Origin of the sequence: Mesorhizobium sp. M8A.F.Ca.ET.218.01.1.1, from assembly GCF_004791165.1 — a bacterium.
In the GTDB taxonomy this organism is placed as follows: domain Bacteria; phylum Pseudomonadota; class Alphaproteobacteria; order Rhizobiales; family Rhizobiaceae; genus Mesorhizobium.
Genome location: NZ_SRUZ01000007.1, coordinates 94,079 through 120,012 on the forward strand (window position 1 = coordinate 94,079; position 25,934 = coordinate 120,012).

Sequence of the window (25,934 nt, forward strand, 5' to 3'; positions counted from 1 at the left end):
AGGAAGAACCACCATGTTCAGCATGACACGCCGCACACTGCTCGGAACCGCCACTGCCGCCGCTGCCTTCGGCCTCGCCGGCAAGCTTGAATTCACCCGCCCCGCTTTCGCGCAGACGCCGGTGGAGCCGACCGTCGGCTTTTACAAATACACGGTCGGCGACATCGAGGTCACCGCCATCTATGACGGCATCTGGAAGAAGCCGCACGACCCGGCCTTCATCAAGAATGCCTCGGTAGACGACACCAAGGCCGCACTCGCCAAGGCGGGTCTGACCACCGACTTCATGCCCATTCCGCTCACCGTCGTGGTGCTCAAGATGGGCGGCAAGCTGATCATGATGGATGCAGGCTCCGGCGTCGGCCAGTGGCAGGCCAACGCCACGCATCTGCCGGCCAACATGGCCGCCGCCGGCATCGACTACAAGGCGATCGACACCATCATGATCTCGCATTTCCACCCCGACCATGTCTGGGGCCTGATGGAGAAGGGTACCAACACGCCGGTGTTCCCCAATGCCGAGCTGATCGTCAACGCCACCGAATACAACTGGTGGGCCGACCCGAGCCGGCTGGCCAAGCTGCCCGAGGGCCGCAAGCCGGCGGGCAAGCGCATCGCCGAGAACTTCCCGAAATGGAAGAACTGGAAGCTGGTCGAGGACGGCGCCGAGGTGGTGCCCGGCATCCAGATCATCGCCGCACCCGGCCACACGCCCGGCCACTCGGTGTATCTCGCCAACTCCGGCAAGGAGCAGCTGATGATCTCGGCCGACACCATGTATGTGCCGGCTTTGCTGGCGCCGCATCCGGAATGGCAGGGCGCTTACGACCAGGATGGGCCCACCGCAATCACCACGCGCCACAAGATCATCGACCGGGTGATCGCGGACAACATCCGCATTTCCGGTTCGCACTTCCCGTTCCCGGGCACCGGCGTCTTCGTCAAGGACGGCAATGCCTATGGCTTCACTCCGGTCGAAATTTGAGCGTCAGCTCCCAATCCAGACAAGCGAGACAGACAATGAAACAATCCTATCTGGGCAAGCACGCCCTCTACGGCCTGCTCGGCGCCATTGCCGTGCTGACCGTCGTTCCAGTCGCCACGATCATGCCGGCCTATGCGGTCGACGACATCGAAGGCGCCGACGCGCCAGACCTCACCGCCGTCAAGGCCAAGATCGACGCCAAGGACTACAAGGGCGCGCTGGAGGATTTGCGTGACCTCGCGCAGGACAACCAGCAGGCCGACGTCTACAATCTGCTTGGCTTCACGCTGCGCAAGACCGGCGACCCCACCACCGCGCTGACCTACTACAACAAGGCGCTGGAGCTGAAGCCCGACCACAAGGCCGCCCGCGAATATCTGGGCGAGCTCTATGTCGAGACCGGCGACATGGCCAAGGCTCAGGAGCAACTGGCCTCGCTGCAGAAACTGTGCCCCGCCGGCTGCGACGAGCTTGCCGATTTGCAGAAGGCCATCGACACCAAGGTGACGAAGTAGGGCGGGCAAGGCGGTTCCCTTGCTCGCGAAGGCCAGCGCAGCCCCCGCTCCGACCGCTTCGCGGCCACCTCTCCCCCATTCCATGGGGGCGAGGAACCCAAGCTCTCCAAAGCCGCGACCTCGGCAGCTAGGATTTCCTCGCCCCCGCGAGTGGGGGAGAGGTGGCTCGGCGAAGCCGAGACGGAGAGGGGGCCTTGGCGCTAACCCATCCCCCAACTCACCAAAGTTCGGGCGCTCGTGGCTGGCGCCCATTGCCGGAGCCGGCGCCTCTCCCTCGAGCCGGCTCCGGCCCTTTCGAGCCTCACACTTTCGCGCGCGGTCCCCACGCGCCGGACGGCGCCTGCACGGTGTCAAGACATTGGAGCCTGACCATGACCCTGAACGAACGCGCCGCCAAGCTCACCGGCCTCGCCGCCAGACTGTACCTGCGGGACGCGGCACTGCTTGCCGGCCGCCTGCTTTTGTCCCTCATCTTCCTGCATGAGGGCGCCACGCTCGCCAGCCATTTCGAGGGCGCCGCCAAGGCCATGGCGGCCCTTGGCGTCGGCCTGCCGTTGTTCATCGCCACCGTGGCGCTGCAACTGGGGGCGGGGCTTTCCGTCGCGACAGGCCTGCTGACGCGGCTTGGCGCCATCGGGCTCGGCCTGTTTTGCCTGGCCACGGCCATGCTGTTCCACACCAATTTCGCCAGCCAGAACGAATTGCTGCATTTCGAAAAGGATCTGGCCATATCAGGCGGCATGTTCGTGCTGGCCGCCGCCGGCGCCGGCAGGTTCTCGCTGGACTGGTTGTTGGCCGGCTATCTCAGGCAGCGCCAGCGCGACAAGGAGATGGTGGCGGCGCTGCTGGCGGTCGAGAACCAGTTTTCCATGGAGGTGCGGCTGCCGCTTTGAGCAGGAACCCAGCCCGCGCCCCGCCCACGCACGCTTGCACGCACTGTGCTGGAACCAGCCTCGATGCTCCGCATTCTATAAGCAGGGGCTCAAGGAGCGTGACGTGAAAGCGATTTTGGCACTGGTGGGCGGCTTTGTTCTGACCCTTGCGGTCTTCGGCAGCGGGCTGGGCTTTGCCGCCTGGCTGCTCGCCGCCAAGTCTCCGCATGAGGCAAGGCGAACCGTCAGCGTCGCGGAGCTGTGGACCCGGGACGCGCGCCCGGTGAACAAGACGGCGCAGAACCTCGAACGCCTGCCGGCCGACCAGCCCGCGGCGCCCGACATCGCCGCCAGGGAGCAGGCGCCCGACCCGACCGCGACCAGCTCGATCGCGCCTTCGGCTGAAACGGACGAACTGCCGGGACCCCACGTCAAATGGTGCGCCAGCCATTACCGCTCCTACCATCCCGATGACAACACCTACATGTCTTATAGCGGGCGGCTGCGCCCCTGCGTCTCACCCTATCTCGACGCCGGCGCCGACGAGAGCGCGCAGCCTACGGCCGAAGTCAGCTATGTCACGGGCGACGTCGCTTCGGCCGTCACGACGGGGCTTTCCGCCGACCATGTCGATTCCTGCTTCAGTCGCTATCGCTCCTACCGGCCCGACGACAACAGCTACCAGCCCTATTCCGGCGGACCCAGGCGCCAGTGCGAGTAGCGCCGGTGCCGGGTAAACATGGCTGAAGGGCGCGGCTTGTGATCCCGACGATCACGCAAATTTTTTGGATCGTTCGCACCGGCGCGGCGTTCATCCCCCACACAAGGGAGAACTGACATGAACGACGACCGCGACGACAAGATCCGCGACCGCGCCTACGAGATCTGGCAGCGCGAAGGCGGCGGCCATGGCGACCATGACCGGCACTGGCACCAGGCTGAGATGGAGATCGACAGGGAAGCCGCCCTGCCGCTGACGGCCGACGATGCGCTGCCGCAAACCGGTGAGATCGCCAGCACGGACGTGCTGCAGGTCGAAGCGCTGGCGGCCCGTACCGGCATATCGGGCGACGAGGCGCAGGCGCTGATCGACAGGCTCGGCACCGATCGCGTCGCGATCGAGCAGGCCGCGCGCGGCCTCAAGGCGAAGCGCGGGCGCTGAACGCAAGGCCTTTCGAAACAATGCGTTGGCGCGGTTCGATGAGAAGATGATTCATCGAGCCGGCGGCGCGAAACCATGACCCGGGCGAAGCCGTAGGGCGCTATCCTCCGTCATCTGCCCGTCATCAACGGCAATGTCGGAACCCTTGGCTGTCTCGCAGGTTCCTTCTGCCCACCCCAACAGGAGATGCAGGCCATGGACCACACCCACCACATCAGGCTGACCAATGCCGAACTGACCCCGGATGCGCTCGAAGGCGCCACCATCTACGGTCCCGGCGACGAGAAGATCGGCTCGGTCGACCATCTGCACGGCAGCCAGGTCGTCATCGATGTCGGCGGCTTCCTCGGCATCGGCGCCAAGCCCGTGGCCGTGCTGGCCAACGAACTCGATTTCATGCGCGACGAGGACGGCGACATCCACGCCGTGACCAGCTGGACCAAGGACCAGCTGAAACAAATGCCCGAACACCGCGACTGACAATGAGAAGGGCTCGGCATCAGCCGGGCCCTTCGTCTTTTCCAAGGGAGAGACCGATGATCAGGAAGCTGAAAGACGGAAAATACCGGCTTTATTCGAGGAAGAAGGACGACAAGACGGGGAAGCGGCGGAATTTGGGGACGTTTGATACGCGCGAGGCGGCGGAGAAGCATGAGAAGGAGGTGCAGTATTTCAAGCGGCATTGAGGGATGCTGATGCGTGCCTCGGTCTCGTTGCTGCAATAGCGGTGGACAAGAAGCGCTATGGCCAAAGCGTTGCGACGCCGCCAAGCGGCGTGAAACTCGTGTGGAACAAAATAAGCATCCGCGCGTTTGGGCTTTCGGCTTGGTCTGGCCATGGGGTCCGCGTGGGGAGGGGTTTTTGGGCGTATCTCGGTTACCAAAGGAACATCTGGATTCTCGGCAAATACTCAGCGCTCTCAAGGCATTTCGAAACGGAGATTTTTCCGTCCGCATCGAAAACGTCTATGACGGGCTGAGTGGCGAGATCGCAGATACGTTCAACCAAATTGTCGAACTCAATGACCAGGTGACGCGTGAATTCGCGCGGCTCAGTCGGGTGGTCGGCAAAGATGGGCGCATAAGCGAGCGGGGCCATGTCAGGAACGCCAAAGGCAGCTGGGAATCCAGTGTTCGGTCGGTCAACGACCTGATCGAGGACATGGTGCAGCCGACCGCCGAGGTTGCCCGGGTCATCGGCGCCGTTGCCAAGGGCGATCTGTCCCAGACCATGATGGTGGAGATCGACGGGAGGCCGCTGCGCGGCGAATTCCTGCGGATCGGCAAAATCGTCAACACAATGGTCGAGCAACTCGCCTCGTTCACTTCGGAGGTGACGCGAGTGGCGCGCGAGGTCGGCACCGAGGGCAAACTTGGTGGACAGGCGCGGGTCAAGGGTGTGGCAGGCACCTGGAAGGACCTGACCGACAATGTGAACGCTATGGCAACCAATCTGACGAGCCAGGTGCGCAACATCGCGGAGGTGACTACGGCCGTCGCGTCGGGTGACTTGTCAAAGAAAATCACCGTCGACGTGAAGGGCGAGATTCTGGAGCTGAAGTCGACCATCAACACCATGGTCGACCAGCTCAACTCGTTTGCCGGCGAGGTGACGCGCGTTGCGCGCGAAGTCGGCACCGAGGGTAAACTCGGCGGCCAAGCCCGCGTCGAGGGCGTGGGTGGCACCTGGAAGGACCTGACGGACAGCGTGAACCTGATGGCCGCCAACTTGACCGGCCAGGTCCGCAATATCGCCGATGTGACGACCGCGGTGGCGCTCGGCGACCTGTCGAAGAAGATCACCGTCGACGTGAAGGGCGAGATTTTGGAGCTGAAGTCCACCATCAATACGATGGTCGACCAGCTCAACTCCTTTGCCGGCGAGGTGACGCGCGTTGCGCGCGAGGTCGGCACGGAAGGAAAGCTCGGCGGCCAGGCTCAGGTGCGGGGTGTCGCCGGAACCTGGAAAGATTTGACCGACAACGTCAATTCAATGGCGGCCAACCTGACCGGCCAGGTGCGCAACATCGCCGAAGTGACCACCGCGGTGGCTCTGGGCGATCTGTCGAAGAAGATCACGGTCGACGTGAAGGGCGAGATCCTGGAGCTCAAGAACACCATCAACACGATGGTGGATCAGCTGAATTCCTTCGCCTCGGAGGTGACGCGTGTCGCACGCGAAGTCGGCACCGAGGGAAAGCTGGGCGGCCAGGCAGAAGTGCGAGGGGTCGGAGGCACCTGGAAGGACCTGACCGACAACGTCAATCTGATGGCGGCCAATCTCACCGGCCAAGTGCGCAACATTGCCGATGTGACCACGGCCGTTGCGCGCGGGGATCTTTCCAAGAAGATCACAGTCGACGTGAAGGGCGAAATCCTGGAGCTCAAGAACACCGTCAACACGATGGTGGACCAGCTCAACTCATTCGCCTCCGAAGTCACGCGCGTCGCCCGCGAAGTGGGCTCCGAGGGAAAACTCGGCGGTCAGGCCCATGTCGAGGGGGTGGGCGGCACCTGGAAGGACCTGACCGACAACGTCAATGCCATGGCCGGCAACCTGACCGTCCAGTTGCGCGATGTCTCCAAGGTCGCGACCGCGATCGCCACCGGCGATCTCACCCAGAAAATCACCGTCGATGCATTGGGAGAGATTCTGCAGATCAAGGATGTCATCAACACGATGGTGGACCAGCTGAACTCCTTCGCATCAGAGGTGACGCGCGTCGCCCGCGAAGTGGGGTCGGACGGCAAGCTTGGCGGCCAGGCACAGGTACGCGGTGGCGCCGGCACGTGGAAGGACCTGACGGACAATGTCAACGCCATGGCCGCCAACCTGACGGGCCAGGTCCGCAACATTGCGGAAGTGACGACCGCCGTTGCGCTGGGCGACCTGTCGAAGAAGATCACGGTCGACGTTCGCGGCGAAATTCTCGAACTCAAGGACACCATCAACACGATGGTGGATCAGCTCAACTCGTTCGCCTCGGAAGTGACGCGTGTCGCGCGCGAAGTCGGTACCGAGGGGAAGCTTGGCGGCCAGGCACAGGTGCGCGGTGTCGCAGGCACCTGGAAAGACCTGACCGACAACGTCAATTCGATGGCCGAGAATCTTACCGGCCAGGTCCGCAACATCGCCGATGTGACGACCGCGGTGGCGCGAGGCGATCTGTCGAAGAAGATCACCGTCGACGTCAAGGGCGAGATCCTGGAGCTGAAGTCCACCATCAACACCATGGTCGACCAGCTCAACTCCTTTGCCGGCGAGGTGACGCGTGTGGCGCGCGAGGTCGGCACCGAGGGCAAGCTCGGCGGCCAGGCACAGGTCGAGGGCGTGGCCGGCACATGGAAGGACCTGACCGACAACGTCAACCTCATGGCGACCAACCTGACCAACCAGGTGCGTGGCATCGCTGATGTCGTGACCGCAGTGGCACAAGGAAATCTCAAGCGCAAACTCGCCGTGGATGCCAAGGGCGAGATCGCGTCCCTGGCGGACACCATCAACGGCATGATCGAAACGCTTGCGACCTTCGCCGATCAGGTGACCAACGTCGCACGCGAGGTCGGTATCGAGGGCAAGCTCGGCGGCCAGGCCAGGGTGCCGGGCGCCGCCGGTCTGTGGCGCGACCTGACCGACAACGTCAATCAGCTGGCAGCGAACCTGACCACCCAGGTGCGGGCCATCGCCGAGGTTTCGACCGCGGTCACCAAGGGTGATCTTACCCGTTCCATCAGCGTCCAGGCTTCCGGGGAGGTCGCGGCGCTCAAGGACAACATCAACGAGATGATCCGCAACCTGAAGGATCAGACGCTCAAGAATGCCGAGCAGGATTGGCTGAAAACCAACCTCGCGCGGTTCTCGCGCATGCTGCAGGGCGAGCGCGATCTGGCCACGGTGTCGCGCATGATCATCTCGGAGCTCGCGCCGCTGGTGAACGCGCAGTACGGCCTTTTCTACGTGACCAATCGCGACGAGGAAGAATCCTATCTGGAACTGGCCGCGTCATACGCCGCCGAAGGCAAAGCCGCGATCCGCCAGCGTGTGGACTTCCGGGAAGGTCTGATCGGTCAAAGCGCGGCCGACAAACGGGCGATCATGCTCGACGATGTTCCTTCGAGCTTCCTGCGCATCACCTCGGGCCTTGGCGAAGCACCGCCGGCCAGCGCTATCGTCCTGCCGGCATTGTTCGAGGAAGAGGTCAAGGCGGTTATCGAGCTCGCTTCGTTCAGCCGCTTCAGCGACACGCATCGCCTGTTCCTCGAGCAATTGATGGAGTCGGTCGGTATCGTGCTCAACACGATCGCCGCGACCATGCGCACGGAAGGGCTTCTCAAGCAGTCGCAGCTTTTGACGTCCGAACTGCAGTCGCGCCAGACCGAGCTCACCAAGAAACAGGAAGAGCTTCACGCCACCAACGAGGAATTGCAGGAGAAGGCGCAGCTCCTCGAGAACGAGAAAAAACAAGTCGAGAACAAGAATCTCGAGATCGAAATGGCCAGACGGGCGCTCGAGGAAAAGGCGGAACAGCTGGCGCTGACGTCCAAGTACAAGTCCGAATTCCTGGCGAATATGAGCCACGAACTGAGGACCCCGCTGAATTCGCTGTTGATCCTGTCCAACCTGCTCGCCACCAACCAGCAGGGCAATTTGAACGACAAGCAGATCGAGTTCGCGCGGACGATCAACTCGGCGGGCACGGATTTGCTCAGCCTCATCAATGACATACTGGATCTTTCGAAAATCGAGTCCGGCACGGTTTCGATCGAGCTCAACGACATGCCGCTCGCCCATCTGCGTCAGCATATGGAGCGAACCTTCCGGCAACTGGCCGCCGACAAGGGGCTGCGGTTTACGATCAACATCGATCAGACTCTGCCCGAAACGATCCGTACTGACGAAAAACGGCTCCAGCAGATCGTCCTCAATCTCTTGTCCAACGCGTTCAAGTTTACGTCCCAAGGCGACGTGACGCTCAGTATCCATGCCGAGCGGACCGGCCGTGGGAACGGCTCGACGGCACTACCCAAGGCGCTGGCAATTGCCGTCACCGACACGGGCATTGGCATTCCGGAGGACAAGCAAAAGCTGATCTTCGAGGCGTTTCAACAGGCCGACGGGACCACCAGCCGCAAATATGGCGGCACCGGCCTCGGCCTCTCGATCAGCCGGGAAATCGCCCGCCTCCTCGGCGGCGAGTTGCGTGTCGAAAGCCAGCCTGGAACGGGATCGACCTTCACGCTTGTCATTCCCTTCGATGGTCCCCGCAGCAGCAGTCTTGCACCGCAGATCGAGCTTTCGCCGGCTGCCGGGTCCGTTGCGGCTACCAGCACGGCGGGAACGCCAGAACTCGCCGACGATCGTGATTCGATCGACCCGTCGGACAGGGTGGTGCTGATCGTGGAGGACGACCCCACTTTTGGCGGGCTGCTGCTTGGTCTTGCGCGATCGGCGGGGTTGAAAGGCGTGCTTTCCACGGCGGGCTCGGGAACGCTGGCTCTTACACGCAAGCTCATGCCCGATGCGATCACCCTCGATCTCGGCCTTTCGGACATTGATGGCTGGGTCCTTTTCGACCTTTTACGGCATGATCCGAAGACCAGGAACATACCTATCCACGTTATCTCCGGGGCCGAGGACATCGAGCTTCTCACGCGCCGTGGCGCCGCAAGCGTTTCCAGCAAGCCGGTGTCCGCTGGCGAGCTTACGCGTGTCTTCGACGACATCCAGTCGAGGACGCTCAGGATACAACGCAAGGTGCTGGTCGCCGATTCAGATTCCGAGCGTCGTCTGGCGCTGGTCGAAGCCATTCGCGATGGCGTCACGTCGGTCACCGCCATCGGCCGGGTTGCGGCTAACGCGGACGGGAACGGTATCGCCGGCTATGACGCCGTGGTGTTCGGGTTTGGCCGTTCGGCCAAGGACAACGCCCAGATGCTCGACGAGATCATGTCTCAGTTCGGCGATTCTGTACCGCGCCTGCTGTTCTTCACGCCCCATCCAGATGCCTTTCAGCAGCAGGTCGCCTTGCATCCGCCCCTCAGCGACGTTCCGCGTGCCGACAACTTTGCCCAACTTGGCTTGTTGATGTCCGCGGCTCTTCCAGGCGACAGGGCCGACAAGGAGATCTCTGCGTCCGAGCAACTCGACAACGCCGATCTGGCTGGGGCCAGGGTTCTCATCGTCGACGATGACATTCGCAACATCTATTCGCTGACCAGCGTGCTGGAGACCTACGGTATCGAGGTCCAGCATGCCGAGCGGGGGCGGGACGGCATAGCCATGCTTGAAGAGGCGCCGGACGTCGATGTCGCCCTGATCGATATCATGATGCCCGAGATGGATGGGTACGAGACGATGCGCAGGATCCGCTCACAGCCGAAGATCGCGCACATTCCCCTGATTTCCGTCACAGCCAAAGCGATGAAAGGAGATCGCCAGAAATGTCTGGACGCCGGCGCGTCCGACTACATCGCCAAGCCCGTCGATCTCGACCTGCTCCTGGCCCTGCTGCGGGTTTGGGTCGGCCGCTCGCGCTCGCGCGCAGGGACATCCCGGATAGACGATGGTGACCGCAATCTGATTGCGCCTCGGCAGATTTAGCCCATGGCCGCGATGGAAGCAGATAACAGCGAACTATTCGAAAAGTCGCTGCCGGTTCGCGTTCTCGCTGTCGACGACGACGAGCGAAATCTCCTTGCCATAGAGGAGGTCCTTGACGGAGTGGGGCAAGTGATTTGCGCCAAGTCGGGCGAAGAAGCGCTGCGCTTTCTGCTCAAGGAAGACTTCGCCGTCATTCTGCTGGATGTGCTGATGCCCGGTCTCGACGGTTACGAAACCGCTTCGCTGATCCGGAGGCGCGAGCGTTCGAACAACACACCGATCATCTTCCTGACCGCCATCAACAAGGAAGAAGCGCATATGTTGCGCGGCTATGATGCCGGCGCGGTGGATTACCTGTTCAAGCCATTCGACCCGGTGATGCTGCGGTCCAAGGTCATGGTTTTCGTCGATCTCTATGAAAAGACGAGAGAAATCGAACGGAATGCGGCTCGGGAGCAGCTGCTGCTTGAACGGGCGCTGAAGGCGACGTCCGACAAACTCGATGCCGAGCGGGCGCTGCGGCATTCCGAGGCCCGGCAGGAGACGATCCTCGCTTCGCTGCCGATTTGCTTTCACGCTCGCGCGGCGCAGGCGCCATACGCCGCGAGCTATGTTTCCAAAGGGGTCGAGCGGTTAACGGGATTTTCTCCGGACCGTTTCATCGCGGATCCCGATTTCGGCATCGGCCGGGTCCATCCCGCTGATCGGGACGCGGTGACAAGATCGCTTTCGGCTGCCCACGAGACAGGCTCTTATGCTTGCGAGTTCCGCTGGCGGTGCGCCAATGAGGAATACCGTATATTCTTCGACCAAGGTGTGGTCGCCAGGAATGGCGCCGGGCTCGAACTGCTGGGCACCATGCAGGACATTACCGAGCAGCGCCATCTGGAAGGCCAATTGCTGCAATCGCAGCGGCTCGATGCAATTGGCAAGCTGACCGGCGGACTTGCCCACGATTTCAACAACCTGCTTGCGGCGATCCTCTCCGGGCTGAGCCTGCTCGAAAGGCAAGTGACGCTCGACGGCAAGGCGGCCCAGGTTCTCGACATGACGCGCCGCTCCGCTTCCCAGGGCAAGGATCTCATCCAGCGCATGCTCGCCTTTTCAAGGCGCCAGGAATTGAAGCCGGTTGCCGTGCGCATGTCGAGCCTGGGAGACACGATGACCGGCCTGGTGGCGCCGATCCTGGGCGGTTTGGTGCGCTTCGACTGGCACGTTGGTGACGACATATGGCCGGTGCATGCGGATCCGGCACAGCTCGAGCTTGCCTTGATGAACCTGGTCTTCAATGCCCGCGACGCGATGCCTTCGGGAGGGACAATCTCCGTCAGGGCCGACAATCGCAGCATCGGCCACACCGGCCAGGGGCTTGGCGCGGGCGACTATGTCAGGCTTGCGGTCGAGGACACCGGGACAGGTATCGCCGCGGATCTGATCAGCAAAGTGATCGAGCCGTTCTTCACGACAAAACCGATCGGCAAGGGCACGGGCCTTGGCCTCAGCACTGTCTATGGTTTCGCCAAGCAGTCTGGTGGCACGCTCAGGATAGACAGCGAAGTTGGCCACGGCACCACCATGGAGCTTTGGTTGCCCCGCTCACGCGGGACGCAAGACGCCGCCAAGGATGAGCCTGTTTTCGAATCCGGTAGCGTCACGAATTCCGGCGCGGGTCTCCCGGCGACGGCCGAGGAACAGTTGCCGACTGTTCTGCTCGTCGATGACAGTCAGTCCCTGCGGGAGTTGACGGCGATGTCGCTGCGGCAATCAGGTTTCGACGTGACGGCGTTTTCCGGCGGCGCCCAGGCACTGGCCGCCATCGAAAGGGAACCGGAGCGCTTCGACGTCATCGTAACCGACTTCGCCATGCCGCTCATTTCGGGCATCGACGTCATCCGCTTCGCCCGCAGCCTGCGCGCGGATTGGCCAGCGCTCATCGTCACGGGCTACGCCGATGCCGAGAAGATCTCGGATCGCCCTCCCGACGTGGCGTTGATAAGCAAACCTTTCGAAGATGCCCATCTGGTTGCAGCCATTCGATCGGCTTCGCGTCGCCGCTGATATTTTGCTTCCCCGGCAGCCGCACCTGTCGTCGGCCGTCTCCGCAGGGCGCCTAGCCACCTTCCAATTTCTCGCACCAGCTGCCGAGTTGCGCACGCCCGTTAACCATTCGTTAACCATTAGCCCCCTAGCGTTTACCTCTCAGTAAGGATTCGCTGGCCGTGACCTTTGCCGCCCCCGTCGAAACAAAATCCATTCGCTTCCGCGCCCGTTCGTTCGTGGCGTTCACGCTCACCCCGGAGGCGCCGATCGGGGCTTGGCTGGAGGGGCTGGATCACTGGATCGGCAATTCGCCGGGGTATTTTGCCGGGCGGCCGGTGGTGCTCGATCTCAATGTGCTGAAGCCCGAGGTCGCCGACATCGCGCTGCTGGTGGCTTCGCTCGGCGCGCGCGGCATCCGGGTCTATGCGATCGAGCTCGAAGGGGCTTCGCTCGGGCTTGACCTGCCGCCGCTGCTCTCCGGCGCCAAGGAGGCGACTTCGGACGGCCTGCTTTCCGGCCGCAAGGGCAAGGCGGAGGCCGTGGAAGAAGCCGGCAGACTGGAAACGGTGTTTTCGGATCGCGGCAAGGACGCCGGCAAGCCCGACGAGGGCAAGGCCGCCGAAATCAAGGCCGAGGCCGGCAAGGGCAAGGCAGCGAAGGCTACGGACGCCGGCGCGACCGACGCGGTGCAGGCCGGCACGCTGATGGTCAAGTCGCCGATCCGCTCGGGCCAGTCGATCTTCCATCCGCATGGCGATGTCATCGTGCTGGGCTCGGTGGCGTCCGGCTCGGAGATCATCGCGGCGGGCTCGATCCATGTCTATGGCACGCTGCGCGGCCGCGCCATCGCCGGCTCGCAGGGCAACCGGTCGGCGCGCATCTTCTGCCGCAGGAACGAGGCGGAGCTGATTTCGGTCGATGGCTGGTACACGACGGCCGAAGAGATGGAAGGCGTCTCGCGCGGCAAGGCCGTGCAGGCCTTCCTCGAAGGCGACATGCTCGCCGTCGTGCCGCTGAACTAGGGCCGAGGGATGCTGGCGCCCGGCTTCACGCTTCCGGCCCCGACAGGCGCCGAGGTACCATCGCCGCGCGCAAGCCTCGGACCGGTTTCGGATGGCATGATGGCAGGCTCTGACAACAGCCGTGCGGCGCACGGCGCAACAAACGACAACAGGCAACGGAGGCTTTTTCCATGGGCAAGGTAGTGGTCGTCACATCGGGCAAGGGGGGCGTCGGCAAGACCACCTCGACGGCCGCGCTGGGTGCCGCGGTCGCCAAGACCGGCAAGAAGGTGGCGCTGGTCGATTTCGACGTCGGCCTGCGCAATCTCGACCTGATCATGGGCGCCGAGCGGCGCGTCGTGTTCGACCTCGTCAACGTCATCCAGGGCACGGCCAAGCTGTCGCAGGCGCTGATCCGCGACAAGCGTGTCGACACGCTGTTCCTGCTGCCGGCCTCGCAGACGCGCGACAAGGACGCGCTGACGGAAGACGGCGTCGGCGAAGTGATCGACAAGCTGCGCTCGGTCTTCGACTATGTCTTCTGCGACAGCCCGGCCGGCATCGAGCGCGGCGCGCAACTCGCCATGCGCTTCGCCGACGAGGCGGTCATCGTCACCAATCCGGAGGTGTCGTCGGTGCGCGATTCCGACCGCATCATCGGCCTGCTCGACGCCCGCACCATGCGCGCCGAACAGGGCGAGCAGATCGCCAAGCATGTGCTGGTCACCCGCTATGACGCGGCGCGGGCCGCGCGCGGAGAAATGCTCTCGATCGACGACGTGCTGGAAATCCTGTCGGTGCCGCTGCTCGGCATCATCCCGGAAAGCCAGGATGTGCTGAGGGCTTCCAACCTCGGTTCGCCGGTGACGCTGTCGGAACCGCTCAACAACGCAGCCAAGGCCTATCTCGAAGCGGCAAGGCGGCTGGAAGGCGAAGATTTGCCGGTGGTCGTGCCCTTCGAACGCAAGGGCTTCCTCGACCGTCTGCTCGGAAGGAGGGCCGCATGAGCATCCTCGACCTCTTCAAGCGGCGCACCAGCGCGCCGGTGGCGCGCGAGCGGCTGCAGGTGCTGCTCGCCTATGAGCGCCGCAGCCGTGGCCAGCCCGATCTCGTCTCCATCCTGCGCGAGGAGATCATGGCCGTGATCGCCAAGCACGTGCAGATCGACCAGGACTACCTCCAGGTCTCGATGGACCGCGGCGAGACCATGTCGACGCTGGAAATCGACATTCAGATCCCCAACAAGAGCGCCGTGCCGCTGGCCATGGCGGGGTGAGTTAGCACGACTGGTTCCTCGCCCCCACGTGAGTGGGGGAGAGGTGCCTCGCGCAGTGGGCGGACAGGGGGCTGCGCGGCGCTGGCGGGTTCCCTCTACCATTTCAAGGCCGCGCCATCCCCCACTCCGTCTCGGGCTTCGCCCGAGCCGCCTTGCCGGGCGAGCCACGAGTCTCGCCCGTCCTTCGGCCCCTCATTTCATGGCGGCGAGGAATTCCGGCCCGGCGGTGTCCCGGCCGCTCCACCAGTACGCCTTCCACCGACATAGGCACTGGCTGCCCGGCATCCAGATAGCCAATGTGCTTAGTTCACGTTCGCTAACAGGGGCTTCCCCTGCGGAACAGGCGGGAGTAAGGATATATATTAGCAATTTGTTAAATATGCGATTGAGTATGCGTAGGGGAGTTCGCCATGAACTTCAAGAACCTGATCAAGCGTGCTGAAGACGTAGATAACGCACTCCAGGAGTTGCAGGACGATCTGGCGGACGCCCTGGATGCCAGCCTCGACAGCGACTACCAGACGCCAACGGGCGATGATGTCCCCGATGCCGCGTCAGCCGCCGATGCCTCGCCACCCCAGGCCGACGCGGCGCCTGCGGATGCCGCGGACGTTCCGGATGGGACGGGCAGCGCCGACACCGCCGAAACCACGCCGCGACTGACGCCCCATGCCCAGACCCGGCTGGCGGCGTTGAATGCCTTCGAAGGGATGTTCCACGACGCCAGGGACTATCTGGATGAGATCAACGGCAAATTGTCGGAAATCTCGACCTCGCACCATCTGACGCGCGAATTCCTCAACATCCTGCACACCGACATTCTTCGTGCCAATGAGCTGGAGCTCGCGAATGCCGGCCTGATCGCGGAGCAGAGAGCGCTGTCGGAAAAGCTGCACGACACGGCGGCGAAGCTGCGCGAGCGTGACGGCGCGTGCGAATTGCTGCAGCAGCGCGAGACCAGCCTGGTCCAGGACCGGGAGACGCTTCGCGCAACGCTTGCAGCTGTAAGGCTCGAACTTGCCGAGGCGGCCAATGCCAGCGCCAAGCGCGACGCGGAATTCGGTGACATCGCCAACCGGCTGACGGCCAGGACGGTCGAGGCCAACAGGCGCTTGCGCGAGAGCAAGATGCTGCGGGAAAAACACGTCACCCTGTCGGCCGAGCTCGACAAGGTGTTGAAGCGGGAGACCCAGGCGCGTCACAGGCTGGACGAGCTTTCGACGATCCACGCCAGCGAAGCGGCGCGGCTCGCCGAACTGCTGGCCGCGCTCGCAAAAAGCGAGAAAGAGGAGATGCGGCTGCAGAAGTCGCTCGAGGCCACACAGGCGAAGCTGGCGGAAAAGACCGAATCGGCCAGCATGATGGAAGGCGACTGGGAAGCCGAACGGGCTCGCGGCCAGACGGAAATGCGCGGATTGCGTTCCGAGATACAAGACCTGGAAACGCGGCTGGAGCGGGCCTCGAACGAGAACAGCGCGGCCGCCGCCGAGATCGCCAGGCTCAAGACCGAGCTGGACGACGCAGTGGCCGAAAAGATGATCGCCGAGGAAAGATTGTCCGCGCTCGCCAATGAGAACGAAACCGACAAGCTGAACCTCTCGAAAGCCAACGCCAATCTTTCGCAGCTCGCGCTGCAGCAGGCATCGGAGGACATACAACGAGACGTCCAGCGGCAGGAATGCGAGGATCTGCGGGCCGAAATCGCGTCGCTCAATGCCCGGATCAAGGAATTGCTGCCCTACGAGCGGCTCCACAAGGCCACCAACGCCCGATCGCGTGAGGGCGAGGTGGTCGAGATCGCCACCGTGGTGGCCAAGAAAGCCCGTGCCACGGGCAGGCGGCCCATCCGCAGGACTTTGCGCGCCACGTCGTAGCGCGCCTCGCAGGCGCGGCCGCGGCCCCATTGCTTGGCAGCATCCAGGCTTTGGGCCGCCTTCCACCTTGCGGCATCGCGCAATTACACCGCCGCGAACACCACCGTCTGCGCCAGCCCGCCGCCTTGGCGGTTCTCCAGCGTCACGGTGCCGCCGTAGCGCTCGATGATTTCCTTGGCGATGGCGAGGCCGAGGCCGGCGCCGGGAATGAATTGCTGGCGGCCGGGGTCGACGCGGAAGAAGGGCTCGAAGGCCTTGTTGATGAGGTCGGGCGGAATGCCCGGGCCGACATCCGATATGGAGAGCACGGCGCGCCTGTCGGCGAGGTCGAGCGCGACCGTGCAGGCCTTGCCGTGGGTGGCGGCGTTGACGATCAGGTTGCGCAGCGCGCGGCGCAGGCCGAGCGCGCCGGCGCGCACCGAAACCTTGTCGAGATGGCCGATGGAGACGGAATGGCCGAGCGTGGCCATCTCGGCCGATATGTCGCGCACCATCTTTTCCAGATCCAGCGGCTCGACGGCATCCTGGTTGACCTCTTCGCGCACCAGGCGGATGGCGCTGTCGGCGATGCGGTCGAGCTCGTCGAGGTCGTGCAGCCACTTGTCGCGCTCTTCGTCGAGGAATTCGGCGCGCAGCCGCATGCGCGTCATCGGCGTGCGCAGGTCATGGCCGGCGGCGGCCACCAGCCGCATGCGGCTTTCCATGGCGGTCTTGAGTCGCGACGAGAGCTGGTTCAGCGCGTGCGCCGTCGCCTTGACCTCGGCCGAGCCCACCTCCGGCACCGGCGCCAGCACGCCGTCGCTACCGATCTTGGAGACAGTGGCCTCCAGCATTTCGAGCGGCCGGATCAGCACCGCGGTGAAATAGACGGAGACGGCGGTAGCGCCGGCGACGATCAGCGAAATCCAGCCGGCGAGCACCAGCCATTCGCGTTTGGGCGGATCGATATGGGCAATTTCCAGGACCGCCCAACGGCTGTCTGGCAGGCGCATGGAGGCTCGCTGGCCGGGTTCATCCGGTTTGTCGCTGATGACGGCCAGGGCGTCGAAGCCGCGACGGCGCAGCAGATCATTGAGCATTGCCGTCTCCTGCCGGTCCACCTTGCCATTGGCCGGCCGGTCGCTGAATTGCACCCGCAGCACGTCGGGTATGGGTCCCGGCAGCAGCCGCACCACGAGCTCCATCTGCTGGGCAACCCAGGGCACGACGAGTTCCGGCGGCGGCCCGCCGCCGCGCACGCTGATGACGGCGGCGGTCGCCAGGCCGACGACGCCGACGATCGAGGCAACCAGCAACAGGATGAGGCGGCGGCGCAGCGAGTTCACGCCTGCGCCTCCACCGTCTCGACGCGCGCGGTGAGCTGGTAGCCGCCATTGCGCACGGTCTTGAACAGCGGGCCGTCGCCGGTGTCGGCGAACTTGCGGCGCAGCCGGCTCATCAGCACGTCGACCGAGCGTTCGAGCGGGTCGCGCTCGCGGCCTTGCGTGAGATCAAGCAGCTGGTCGCGCGACAAGAGCCGGCCAGGGCGGTCGAGGAACACCTGCAACAGGTCGAATTCGGCGCCGGTGAGGTCGACGGCCGCACCTTGCGCATCCGTCACCTTGCGCGTGTCCGGCTCCAGCCTGTAGCTGGCGAAGCGGTAGGCGCGGGGCGGCGGCGCGGGTGCCGCTTCCTCCGGCGTCGAGCGTCTCAGCACGGCGCGGATGCGGGCGGTGAGCTCGCGCGGGTTGAACGGCTTGCCGAGATAGTCGTCGGCACCGAGCTCCAGCCCGATGATGCGGTCGACATCCTCCTTCAGCGCCGTCAGCAGGATGACGGGGATATGCGGCTTGCGGTCGCGCAAGGCGCGGCAGATGTCGAGCCCGGAACCATCCGGCAGCATGACGTCGAGCACGGTCAGGTCGAACTGGCCCGAGGCCAGCTTCTGCTCGCATTCGCGCCGGTCGGCCGCCACCGAGACGCGAAACCCCTGACCGTCGAGATAGCGCCCGAGCAGCGTGCGGATTTCGCGGTCGTCGTCGACGACGAGGATGTGGGGTTGTGACTGCATTGCCGTGCCCTTTGCTTGGCGCCGATTATAGGGAGAGCGGCGCGCAAGCGGCATGGAAAATTGCAACACAATGTTTCTGGCCCGGGGCGGGAAACATTGGGAAACAAATTGCCCTTTTGCGGAAACCTTCGGCAACACGCCGACGCGAAGCAGACAAACACGCTTCCTATCCTCCCGGCGTCCAAAGCATGGATGAAAGGAACACCGTCATGCGAAGCAGACTTCTTGCGCTCGGCCTGTTTTCCGCCGCCGCCATCCACCCCGCGCTGGCGGCGCAGCCCGGTCCGGGCGCGGCGCCCGGCGAGCCGCCGGTCATGGCAATGCAGCATGGACCAGATCACGGCCCGATGCGGCATCCGCCGCAAGGATGGGGTCCACAGGGTTTTGGCCCACACGGTTTCGGCCCGGAAGGTTTTGGCCCCCGCCGCATGGGGCCGCCGCCGGAATTCATGCTGGCCGCCCGGCTGGCCGCGCTCGAAACCCGCGTCGGCATCCGCAGCGAACAGCTCGACGCCTGGCGCGACTACACCAGCGCGCTGCAGGCGGTGCTGTCGCCGCCGCGGCCCGATCGTGGTCCGGGCGGCACCGCAGGGCCAGATGGCGGGCCGCAGGCGAAAGGCCCCGATGCGGGGCCTGCCGGCAAGCCCGATCCCTTCGCCTTCCAGGAAAGGTTGGCCGACGACGTCACGGCGCGCGCGGCCTCGGCCGCGAAGCTGAAGGACGCAATTGCCGAGCTGCGCGCCAAGCTCACGCCGGAACAGCTCGAGATCCTCGCTTCGGCGGAACGCCCCCTCGGACCACCCCCCGGTCCCTGGGGCGGCCCGCCGAATGATGCAGCCAGTCCGGCAGGCCCGCCCAATGATGGCCTGATGATGCCGCCACCCCAGCCCGGGAACGGCTGATAACCTGACCGGCTGCGCCGGCCGGCCCCGGTACCCAACCCGTTCCCGGGCCGGCCGGTTTCCTTCCCGGGCCGGCGGATCGCGCCGTCCCGGGTTCTCCCCATGAGACTGAAGGCACGACAATGTGGGACGCCCTGATGCTGCTGCGGCTGATCGCATCGGCCAGCCCGAAATTTTCGCTCGGCCATGCCGGGCGCGCCGGCCATGTGGCGCTGCCCAGGCGCGCCGGCCTTGCGGCGCTGCCCGGGCGCGCCAGCCATGCGGCGCTGCCGGCCGACACGCTGAAGGGCGCCATCCGGCTGGCCTTCGCCGCCTCGCGCCTGTCGCTGCCAGTCTCGCAGCATGCCAATGGCCACGGCAATCATGACCGCAAGATCGCGTCAGACCCGGCAAGGCGCTTGGCATGTCGGCGCTGATCGGCATAATGACGCGGGGGCATCGCGGCCAGCCACTCGATCCTCGAGTGCGCGCCAGTCGCGAAGCAGGAGCGCGACATGAGCCGCTTCGAAGCACCCCTCGACGCCGCCCTTGAATGCGCGCGGCCCCTCGTTACGACATCGACCGTCCTCGCCTCCGACCGCCAGCATTCGGCCTCGCCCCCATTGGGCGATCCGATGCCCAGGCGGTAACCGCTCCTCCAGCGAAAGATCATTCAACCCATGTCTATCCAGTCCAGCCAGTCCTTTTCGCCGGTTCGCAGGTTCGCGCCCTGGACGGCGCTTGCTGCGGCCCTTCTCCTGGCGGCGTGCTCACAGGAGGGCGGCAAGGCTCCCGCGGGCATGGGCGGTGTCGGCAAGCCCGAAGTCGGCGTCGTCACGCTGCATCCGCAATCGGTGGCGATAACGGCCGAACTGCCGGGGCGCACGGCGGCGTCGCTGATCGCCGAGGTGCGACCGCAGGTCGACGGCATCATCCAGCGGCGCCTGTTCAAGGAAGGCAGCGAGGTGGCGGCTGGACAGCCGCTCTACCTCATCGACCCGGCGAGCTACAAGGCGGCCTATGACAGCGCGATCGCCGCGCAGCAGAAGGCGGCGGCGGCGGTGCCCACCGCGCAAGCCAAGTTCGACAGATATGCCGGCCTCTTGAAGCAGAACGTTGTTTCCAAACAGGATTATGACGATGCCGCCGCCACGCTTGCACAGGCGCAGGCGGATGTGGCTTCCGCCAAGGCCAGCGCGGAAACCGCGCGCATCAGCCTCGACCGCACCTCGATCACCGCGCCGATCGCCGGCCGCATCGACAAGTCGACGCTGACGCCGGGCGCGCTGGTCACCGCCAACCAGGAGACGGTGCTGACCACGATCCGTTCGCTCGACCCGATCAATGTCGACGTCACGCAGTCGAGCACCAATCTGCTCAACCTGCGCCAGGCGATCTCGGAGGGACGGCTGAAGTTCAGCGGCCCCAATGTCAGCGTCAAGCTGAAGCTCGAGAACGGCACCATCTACGCGCAGACCGGCAAGCTGGAATTCTCCGGCGCAAATGTCGACCAGACCACCGGCACATTCGCCTTGAGAGCGGAGTTTCCCAATCCCGACCGCCTGCTTCTGCCCGGCATGTATGTGCGGGCGCTGGTCGAGGAGGGGGTCGCCCAGAACAGCTTCTTGGTGCCGCAGCGCGGCGTCACCCGCAACACAAAGGGCGAGGCGACGGCCATGGTCATCAATGCGCAGGGCAAGGTCGAGACGCGCGTGCTCGCCGTGCGCAACACCGTCGGCAACAACTGGCTGGTCGATAGCGGTGTCGGCGATGGCGACCGCGTCATCGTCGAAGGACTGCAGCTCGTGCGCCCCGGCGGCGACGCGACCGGCGTCGAAGTGACGATCGACGAGGCGACCGGCGAGATCAAGGACCGTGGTCAGACATCGGCCTTGCCGGCCCCATCCAAGATGGCCAGCACCGGCCAGCAACCCGCCGCCTCGACCGGGAACTGAGACGATGTCAGCATTTTTCATCAACCGGCCGATCTTCGCCTGGGTGATCGCCATCGTGATCATGCTGGGCGGCCTGCTCGCGCTCACCACGCTGCCGATCTCGCAATATCCGCAGATCGCGCCGACCACGGTCAACATCAGCGCCACCTATCCCGGCGCCGACGCGCAGACGGTCGAGAATTCGGTGACCAAGGTCATCGAGCAAGGCATGACCGGCATCGACAATCTCGACTACATGACGGCGACGTCGACCTCGACCGGTTCGGCCTCGATCACGCTGACTTTCACCAGCACGGCCGATCCCGACACCGCGCAGGTGCAGACGCAGAACAAGCTGCAACTGGTGCAGTCGCAACTGCCGCAGGTGGTGCAGAGCAACGGCATCACGGTTTCAAAGTCCTCGACCGGCTTCCTGATGGTCATCGGCTTCGTTTCCAGCGACGGCAAGATGAACTCCACCGATCTCGCCGACTATGTCGATGCCACCGTCAACGATACGCTGAAGCGCGTCGAGGGTGTCGGTTCGACGCAGCTCTTCGGCTCGGGCTATGCCATGCGCATCTGGCTCGACCCGGACAAGCTCGCAAAATACGCGCTGATGCCGAATGACGTGGCGAGCGCCATCGAGGCGCAGAACACGCAGGTTTCGGCCGGCCAGCTCGGCGGCCTGCCGGCGCGCAAGGGCCAGCAGCTCAACGCCACGGTGACCGCCAAGAGCCGGCTGCAGACCGCCGAACAGTTCCGCAACATCATCCTCAAGAGCCAGACCGACGGTTCGCTGGTCCGCCTCAACGACGTCGCCACCGTCGAACTCGGCGCCGAGAGCTATACGACGCAAGCCAACTACAACGGCAAGCCGGCGGCCGGCGTCGCCGTCAACCTGGCGACCGGCGCCAACGCCATCAGCACCGCCGAAGCGGTGCGCTCGACGATCAACCGGCTGAGCTCGACCTTCCCGCAAGGGGTCGAAGTCGTCTACCCCTACGACACCTCGCCCTTCGTGCGGCTGTCGATCGAGGAGGTGGTCAAGACGCTGGCCGAGGCGATCGTGCTGGTGTTCCTGGTGATGTTCATCTTCCTGCAGAATTTGCGGGCGACGATCATCCCGACCATCGCCGTGCCGGTTGTGCTGCTCGGCACGTTCGGCGTGCTGTCGCTGTTCGGCTATTCGGTCAACACGCTGACCATGTTCGCCATGGTGCTCGCCATCGGCCTGCTCGTCGACGACGCCATCGTCGTGGTCGAGAATGTCGAGCGCGTCATGGCGGAGGAAGACCTGTCGCCGAAAGAGGCGACGCGAAAATCGATGAACGAGATCACCGGCGCGCTGATCGGCATCGCCACCGTGCTGTCGGCGGTGTTCGTGCCGATGGCCTTCTTCGGCGGCTCGACCGGCATCATCTACCGGCAGTTCTCGGTGACCATCGTCTCGGCCATGGTGCTCTCCGTGCTGGTGGCGCTGGTGCTGACGCCGGCGCTGTGCGCCACAATCCTGCGGCGGCCGAAGGACCATGCCACGCAGACGGGTCCGTTCGGCTGGTTCAACCGGATGTTCGATCGCGGCACGACGGCCTATCGCGACGGTTCGCATGGCATCATCAACCGGTCCTGGCGTTTCCTTGCCGTGTTCCTGGCCATCGTCGTCGCCATGGGGTGGATGTTTGCCCGGCTGCCGAGCTCGTTCCTGCCGGAAGAGGACCAGGGCATCCTGATCACCAGCGTGCAATTGCCGGTCGGCGCCACGCAGGACCGCACCGAGCGCGTGCTGAAGCAGGTCACCGACCACTATCTCAACGACGAAAAGGACGCTGTCGACGGGGTCTTCACCGCGTCGGGCTTCGGCTTCGGCGGTGCCGGGCAGAATGTCGGCATCGGCTTCGTGCGGCTGAAGGATTTCAGCCAGCGCAAGTCGCCCGCAATGGCCGCGCAAGCCATCGCCGGCCGCGCCATGGGCGCGTTCTCCAAGATCAGGGATGCGCAGGTCTTCGCGCTGGCGCCGCCCGCAATCCAGGGTTTCGGCAACACCAACGGCTTCGATTTCTACCTGCAGGACGTCAATGGCGCCGGCCATGACGCGCTGATCCAGACGCGCAACCAGCTTCTGGGTCTTGCCGGGCAAAGCAAGCTGCTCGCCAACACGCGCCCCAACGGCCAGGAGGACCAGCCGCAATTCTCGGTCGACATCGACCAGGAAAAGGCCAGCGCGCTGGGCGTCAGCCTTGCCGACATCAACAACACGCTGTCCAGCGCCTGGGGCAGCGACTACGTCAACGACTTCATCGATCGCGGACGGGTGAAGCCGGTCTACATGCAGTCGGACGCGAATTTCCGCATGCAGCCGGAGGACCTCGACAAATGGCAGGTCCGCAATGCCAGCGGCGCCATGGTGCCGTTCTCGGCCTTTGCCTCCAGCCACTGGACATTCGGTTCGCCAAGGCTCGAGCGCTACAATGGCTCGGCGGCGGTCGAAATCCAGGGCGCGGCGGCGGCCGGCGTGAGCTCGGGCGCGGCGATGGACGAAATCGACAAACTCGTCGCGCAATTGCCGGCCGGCTATTCGCATGAATGGACCGGGCTGTCGCATCAGGAGCGGCTTTCGGGCAACCAGGCGATGTCGCTCTACGCGATTTCGGCGCTGGTCGTGTTCCTGTGCCTGGCCGCGCTCTATGAGAGCTGGTCGATCCCGTTCGCGGTCATGCTGTCGGTGCCGATCGGCATCTTCGGCGCGCTGCTCGCGGCAAGCCTGTTCGGCCAGACCAACGACGTCTATTTCAAGGTCGGGCTTTTGACCACGATCGGGCTGGCCGCCAAGAACGCCATCCTGATCGTCGAGTTCGCCATCGAGCGGCAGGCGGCCGGCATGGGGCTGGTGGAGGCGACGCTGGAGGCGGCGCGACAACGATTGCGGCCGATCCTGATGACGTCGCTGGCCTTCATCCTCGGCGTCACGCCGCTGGCGATCGCCAGCGGCGCCGGCTCGGGGGCGCAGAACTCCGTCGGCATTGGCGTGATGGGCGGCATGATCGCGGCGACGGTGATCGGCGTGTTCCTGGTGCCGCTGCTGTTCGTCACGGTGCGGCGCATCTTCAAGGGCAGGGCGGCTAAACCAGATCCCGGGCAGGATACGGGCGAAACGCCGGTGACGGCCAACCAGCAATAAGGGTTCTCACATGACAGGTCTTGAACGTGGCTCGGTGGCCGCGAGGCGGCTCCTTGCGCCTATTTTCAGCGCGGCCTTGCTCGCGGGATGCGTCGTCGGTCCGGACTATCGGACGCCCATCCTGCCGATGCCGGCAAACTGGAGCGGCCAGAAGCCGACCAAGTCCGCCCAGCCGGCGCGGCTTTCACAATGGTGGCAGCGCCTGCGCGACCCGCAGCTCAACATGCTTGTCGCGGAAGCGGTCGCCGGCAATCTCGATGTCGCGACCGCGAAGGCCAAGATCCGCGAGGCGCGCGCCAGCTACCGCCAGAGCGCCGGCACATTGCTGCCGTCGGTGGATGGATCCGGCTCGATCACGCGCAACAAGTCGGCCGAGACGACATCGGGCACCAATTCCATCTACGCGGAATACCAGGCCGGCTTCGACGCCAGCTGGGAACTCGACCTGTTCGGCGCCAACCGCAGGGGCGTCGAGGCCGCGCGCTATGGGGTGGATGCGTCCGAGCAGGAATTGCGCTCGATCCTTCTGACCCTGGTCGGCGATGTCGCGTCCTATTACACCCAGGCGCGCGGCTACCAGGCGCGCATCGCGCTCGCCCGGCGTTCGGCCGTGTCGCAGCGGCAGACCGCCGAACTCACCCGCACCATGGCGCAGGCGGGGTCGGCGACGGCGGCCGATGTCGCCAAGGCGATGGGCCAAGCGGCCAGCACCGAGGCCGCTGTGCCGACGCTGGAAGCAAGCTATGCCGAAGCGGTGCATCGCCTTTCGGTGCTGACCGGCCGGCCACCGGCGGCACTCAACGAGCGGCTGAAGCGCGGCAAGCCGATCCCGGCGCCACGCTTGCCGATGCCGACCGGAATTCCGGCCGACATCCTGCTGTCGCGCCCGGATGTGCTGATGGCCGAGCGGCAATACGCGCAATACACCGCCAAGGTCGGCCAGGCCGAGGCGGCGCGCTATCCCTCGGTCAGCCTGACGGGAAACATCAGCACGGCCGCCCTCAATCTCGGCGACCTCGGCAAGAATTCGTCCATCGGCTGGTCCTTCGGGCCGACGCTCAGCGTGCCGCTGTTCAACGCCGGCCAGTTGCAGGCGGCCGCCGACGTTGCCCGCGCGCAGCGCGATCGGTATTTCATCGCCTACCGGTCCTCGGTGCTGACCGCGCTCGAGGATGTCGAGAACGCGCTGGTGCTGATGGCGCAGGAGCGCATCCGCATCGGCAAGCTCGCCGCGTCGGCGAAATCCTACGGCGATGCGGCGCGGCTGGAAGGCACGCTGTACAAGGCGGGCGAGACCAGCCTTCTCGACGTGCTCGACGCCCAGCGCTCGCTCTACTCGGCCGAGGATTCGCTGCTGCAGAGCCGCGTCCTTTTGGCGACCAATTACATCGCTCTCAACAAGGCGCTCGGCGGCGGCTGGGACGGCGCGGTCGATACCGACAAGCCCGAGATCGTCGACGTCAAGACCGGGCCGCGGCTGGCGAAGGCGGAGCCCTAAGCGGCTTCATGGAGACGGGCTGTTCTGTCCGTCCCGCAGGTTTGCCGCTTTGGCGTGACATGTGA

At 64.7% G+C, this 25,934-nt stretch carries 20 protein-coding genes; 18 read left to right on the top strand and 2 right to left on the bottom strand.

The window, feature by feature from the left end; translation table 11 throughout:
- Window positions 1-13 precede the first annotated feature (13 nt).
- The 13 genes from EN861_RS24220 (at window position 14) to EN861_RS24280 (ending at window position 16,325) form a co-directional block, all read left to right on the top strand.
- On the top strand, window positions 14-985 hold the full coding sequence (locus EN861_RS24220) for an MBL fold metallo-hydrolase (RefSeq protein ID WP_135866017.1): 972 nt from the start codon (window positions 14-16) through the stop codon (window positions 983-985).
- Window positions 986-1,020: 35 nt separating this feature from the next.
- Window positions 1,021-1,500 carry a tetratricopeptide repeat protein gene (locus tag EN861_RS24225; RefSeq protein WP_127278391.1) on the top strand — a complete coding sequence of 160 codons (480 nt, stop codon included), beginning with the start codon at window positions 1,021-1,023 and terminating at the stop codon, window positions 1,498-1,500.
- Window positions 1,501-1,871: 371 nt separating this feature from the next.
- Window positions 1,872-2,393 (top strand): DoxX family protein, encoded by a 522-nt coding sequence (locus EN861_RS24230; RefSeq protein ID WP_135866019.1) that lies wholly within the window; start codon window positions 1,872-1,874, stop codon window positions 2,391-2,393.
- Between the two features lie 103 nt (window positions 2,394-2,496).
- Window positions 2,497-3,093, top strand: a complete 597-nt coding sequence (locus tag EN861_RS24235; RefSeq protein ID WP_135866021.1) for a BA14K family protein — start codon at window positions 2,497-2,499, stop codon at window positions 3,091-3,093.
- A gap of 117 nt (window positions 3,094-3,210) precedes the next feature.
- Window positions 3,211-3,534 (top strand): DUF2934 domain-containing protein, encoded by a 324-nt coding sequence (locus EN861_RS24240; RefSeq protein WP_135866023.1) that lies wholly within the window; start codon window positions 3,211-3,213, stop codon window positions 3,532-3,534.
- 195 nt (window positions 3,535-3,729) lie between these two features.
- A complete protein-coding gene (locus EN861_RS24245) occupies window positions 3,730-4,014 on the top strand; it encodes a PRC-barrel domain containing protein (RefSeq protein ID WP_127279513.1) in 285 nt (94 codons plus the stop codon).
- A 56-nt stretch (window positions 4,015-4,070) separates the two neighbouring features.
- The gene (locus EN861_RS24250) at window positions 4,071-4,220 is read left to right on the top strand and encodes a hypothetical protein (RefSeq protein ID WP_086081318.1); all 150 of its coding nucleotides are present in this window, start codon (window positions 4,071-4,073) and stop codon (window positions 4,218-4,220) included.
- Window positions 4,221-4,395: 175 nt separating this feature from the next.
- Window positions 4,396-10,134 carry a HAMP domain-containing protein gene (locus tag EN861_RS24255; protein ID WP_189343717.1) on the top strand — a complete coding sequence of 1,913 codons (5,739 nt, stop codon included), beginning with the start codon at window positions 4,396-4,398 and terminating at the stop codon, window positions 10,132-10,134.
- Window positions 10,135-10,146: 12 nt separating this feature from the next.
- A complete protein-coding gene (locus EN861_RS24260) occupies window positions 10,147-12,192 on the top strand; it encodes a response regulator (RefSeq protein ID WP_281041224.1) in 2,046 nt (681 codons plus the stop codon).
- 161 nt (window positions 12,193-12,353) lie between these two features.
- Window positions 12,354-13,196 (top strand): septum site-determining protein MinC, encoded by an 843-nt coding sequence (gene minC, locus EN861_RS24265; protein ID WP_135866028.1) that lies wholly within the window; start codon window positions 12,354-12,356, stop codon window positions 13,194-13,196.
- Between the two features lie 170 nt (window positions 13,197-13,366).
- Window positions 13,367-14,182, top strand: coding sequence for a septum site-determining protein MinD (minD, locus tag EN861_RS24270; protein ID WP_127870298.1), 816 nt, complete (start codon window positions 13,367-13,369; stop codon window positions 14,180-14,182).
- Window positions 14,179-14,451: a cell division topological specificity factor MinE gene (gene minE / locus EN861_RS24275; protein WP_023774842.1), complete on the top strand. Its 273-nt coding sequence runs from the start codon at window positions 14,179-14,181 to the stop codon at window positions 14,449-14,451. The genes minD and minE overlap by 4 nt, the downstream gene beginning before the upstream one ends.
- Before the next feature lie 410 nt (window positions 14,452-14,861).
- A complete protein-coding gene (locus tag EN861_RS24280; RefSeq protein WP_135866030.1) occupies window positions 14,862-16,325 on the top strand; it encodes a hypothetical protein in 1,464 nt (487 codons plus the stop codon).
- Window positions 16,326-16,408: 83 nt separating this feature from the next.
- Here EN861_RS24280 and EN861_RS24285 read toward each other — a convergent pair whose 3' ends face one another.
- A complete protein-coding gene (locus EN861_RS24285; RefSeq protein ID WP_127870300.1) occupies window positions 16,409-17,650 on the bottom strand; it encodes an ATP-binding protein in 1,242 nt (413 codons plus the stop codon).
- Window positions 17,647-18,375, bottom strand: a complete 729-nt coding sequence (locus tag EN861_RS24290; RefSeq protein WP_127870301.1) for a response regulator transcription factor — start codon at window positions 18,373-18,375, stop codon at window positions 17,647-17,649. The genes EN861_RS24285 and EN861_RS24290 overlap by 4 nt, the downstream gene beginning before the upstream one ends.
- Window positions 18,376-18,584: 209 nt before the next feature.
- Here EN861_RS24290 and EN861_RS24295 point away from each other — a divergent pair, with 209 nt between their 5' ends.
- The 5 genes from EN861_RS24295 to EN861_RS24315 all read left to right on the top strand — a co-directional run bounded on the left by EN861_RS24295 (window position 18,585) and on the right by EN861_RS24315 (window position 25,869).
- Window positions 18,585-19,277, top strand: coding sequence for a hypothetical protein (locus EN861_RS24295; RefSeq protein WP_135866032.1), 693 nt, complete (start codon window positions 18,585-18,587; stop codon window positions 19,275-19,277).
- 122 nt (window positions 19,278-19,399) lie between these two features.
- Entirely contained in the window at window positions 19,400-19,693 is a 294-nt protein-coding gene (locus EN861_RS24300) for a hypothetical protein (RefSeq protein WP_135866034.1), read from the top strand.
- Between the two features lie 243 nt (window positions 19,694-19,936).
- A complete protein-coding gene (locus EN861_RS24305) occupies window positions 19,937-21,211 on the top strand; it encodes an efflux RND transporter periplasmic adaptor subunit (protein ID WP_127870304.1) in 1,275 nt (424 codons plus the stop codon).
- 4 nt (window positions 21,212-21,215) lie between these two features.
- On the top strand, window positions 21,216-24,371 hold the full coding sequence (locus tag EN861_RS24310) for an efflux RND transporter permease subunit (protein ID WP_135866035.1): 3,156 nt from the start codon (window positions 21,216-21,218) through the stop codon (window positions 24,369-24,371).
- A gap of 10 nt (window positions 24,372-24,381) precedes the next feature.
- A complete protein-coding gene (locus EN861_RS24315; protein WP_135866037.1) occupies window positions 24,382-25,869 on the top strand; it encodes an efflux transporter outer membrane subunit in 1,488 nt (495 codons plus the stop codon).
- Window positions 25,870-25,934 lie beyond the last annotated feature (65 nt).

Excerpts from the sequence above, each read along its gene's own strand:
- EN861_RS24220 (WP_135866017.1), top strand. The coding sequence starts at position 14 with ATGTTCAGCATGACACGCCGCACACTGCTCGGAACCGCCACTGCCGCC.
- EN861_RS24225 (WP_127278391.1), top strand. The coding sequence starts at position 1,021 with ATGAAACAATCCTATCTGGGCAAGCACGCCCTCTACGGCCTGCTCGGC.
- EN861_RS24230 (WP_135866019.1), top strand. The coding sequence starts at position 1,872 with ATGACCCTGAACGAACGCGCCGCCAAGCTCACCGGCCTCGCCGCCAGA.
- EN861_RS24240 (WP_135866023.1), top strand. The coding sequence starts at position 3,211 with ATGAACGACGACCGCGACGACAAGATCCGCGACCGCGCCTACGAGATC.
- EN861_RS24245 (WP_127279513.1), top strand. The coding sequence starts at position 3,730 with ATGGACCACACCCACCACATCAGGCTGACCAATGCCGAACTGACCCCG.
- EN861_RS24250 (WP_086081318.1), top strand. The coding sequence starts at position 4,071 with ATGATCAGGAAGCTGAAAGACGGAAAATACCGGCTTTATTCGAGGAAG.
- EN861_RS24260 (WP_281041224.1), top strand. The coding sequence starts at position 10,147 with ATGGAAGCAGATAACAGCGAACTATTCGAAAAGTCGCTGCCGGTTCGC.
- minD (WP_127870298.1), top strand. The coding sequence starts at position 13,367 with ATGGGCAAGGTAGTGGTCGTCACATCGGGCAAGGGGGGCGTCGGCAAG.
- minE (WP_023774842.1), top strand. The coding sequence starts at position 14,179 with ATGAGCATCCTCGACCTCTTCAAGCGGCGCACCAGCGCGCCGGTGGCG.
- EN861_RS24280 (WP_135866030.1), top strand. The coding sequence starts at position 14,862 with ATGAACTTCAAGAACCTGATCAAGCGTGCTGAAGACGTAGATAACGCA.
- EN861_RS24290 (WP_127870301.1), bottom strand. The coding sequence starts at position 18,375 with ATGCAGTCACAACCCCACATCCTCGTCGTCGACGACGACCGCGAAATC.
- EN861_RS24295 (WP_135866032.1), top strand. The coding sequence starts at position 18,585 with ATGCGAAGCAGACTTCTTGCGCTCGGCCTGTTTTCCGCCGCCGCCATC.
- EN861_RS24300 (WP_135866034.1), top strand. The coding sequence starts at position 19,400 with ATGTGGGACGCCCTGATGCTGCTGCGGCTGATCGCATCGGCCAGCCCG.
- EN861_RS24305 (WP_127870304.1), top strand. The coding sequence starts at position 19,937 with ATGTCTATCCAGTCCAGCCAGTCCTTTTCGCCGGTTCGCAGGTTCGCG.
- EN861_RS24310 (WP_135866035.1), top strand. The coding sequence starts at position 21,216 with ATGTCAGCATTTTTCATCAACCGGCCGATCTTCGCCTGGGTGATCGCC.
- EN861_RS24315 (WP_135866037.1), top strand. The coding sequence starts at position 24,382 with ATGACAGGTCTTGAACGTGGCTCGGTGGCCGCGAGGCGGCTCCTTGCG.